1 protein-coding gene and 1 pseudogene are annotated in these 1,163 nt (G+C 38.1%); both read right to left on the bottom strand.

The window, feature by feature from the left end; translation table 11 throughout:
* Window positions 1-742: KUP/HAK/KT family potassium transporter (locus tag IV54_RS00110; protein WP_191980396.1), on the bottom strand; the 742-nt coding region annotated here is incomplete at its 3' end.
* Window positions 743-1,049: 307 nt separating this feature from the next.
* A pseudogene (locus tag IV54_RS11650) lies at window positions 1,050-1,163 on the bottom strand (recombinase family protein); the annotation flags it as partial.

Here is a 1,163-nt window from a genome sequence, read left to right as displayed (position 1 = left end):
CATAAATATTCTGCTTGCCAACGTGACCCATATCGGAATATAAAGCCTCTGCTCCTGTGGTTGCCAAAAAGATACTTCCAAGTATAAAGATTCCCACTTTGTTAACTGGACTGAATAGTACCCTAATTGCATAATAAGGAGAAATAGCCTTCAATATCATTGGATAATTGATTAGATTAACGATTCCAAAGACAGCCAAAAAGCCAAACCATAAAATCATCACTGGTCCAAAGGATTTCCCAATCACACCTGTTCCAAAACGTTGAATCATAAATAATACGAGTAGAACAACTGTTGTGATAATCAAGACGTTATGTTGAGAATTACTAAACACCACAGGGCCAAGGTGTTGTTTTTTTAATCCCTCAATGGCTGAAGTCACAGTTACTGCAGGAGTTAATGTTCCATCGGCCAAAATGGCCGCCCCACCAATCAAGGCTGGCCAAATTAACCATTTTGAATTTTTTCGAACCAATGCATATAAAGCAAAAATTCCGCCCTCACGCTTATTATCGGCTTGCATTGCAATGACAACATACTTCAACGTTGTAATGATCATTAATGTCCAAAAAATCAACGAGATCGATCCAATCACGTAATTGGGAGAAATATTTCCCATTTTACCGGCGTCACCAATCAATGCATTCATAACATACAATGGTGAAGTGCCAATATCACCGTACACAATTCCTAAAGTAACAAGTGCCCCCGCAAAAGAAACACGTTCTAGTTGCTTATTCATATTTGCTTGCCCCCAACGCTAATTATTGAAATATAGCACTGCAAAATAGTAAGCCTAAACACGAAGAAAAGCAACTATGCCAGCAGTGGCTTAGTTACTTTTTATCTAATAAAAGATCGTCCGCAACCGGCCAAAGTAAAGTGCTCCATAATTGTTAGACAAGAAATCTAACAGTTATGGAGCACTTTAGTCAGGGTATCATTCTTGTATGACATCTCGTCGATGGTTTAATAAACACGGAATCAGATTCCAAGAAAAAAACTTTAGTAAACACCCTCCAAAACTATAAGTAAAGAAAATAGGGTCCCTATTTTCTTTTAATACCGTATTTCACACGGTATCGAATAAAGGTCGTCCGTTTAATACCTGTATTTCGGGACACATCAATGTCACTCATGCCAGCTCGATAAAGCTTAAAAGC

The sequence above is a fragment of the Levilactobacillus paucivorans genome (genome assembly GCF_001437125.1).
GTDB lineage: Bacteria > Bacillota > Bacilli > Lactobacillales > Lactobacillaceae > Levilactobacillus > Levilactobacillus paucivorans.
The sequence above is the reverse complement of the archived record's forward strand: the minus strand, read 5'-3'. Positions and strand labels throughout refer to the sequence as shown.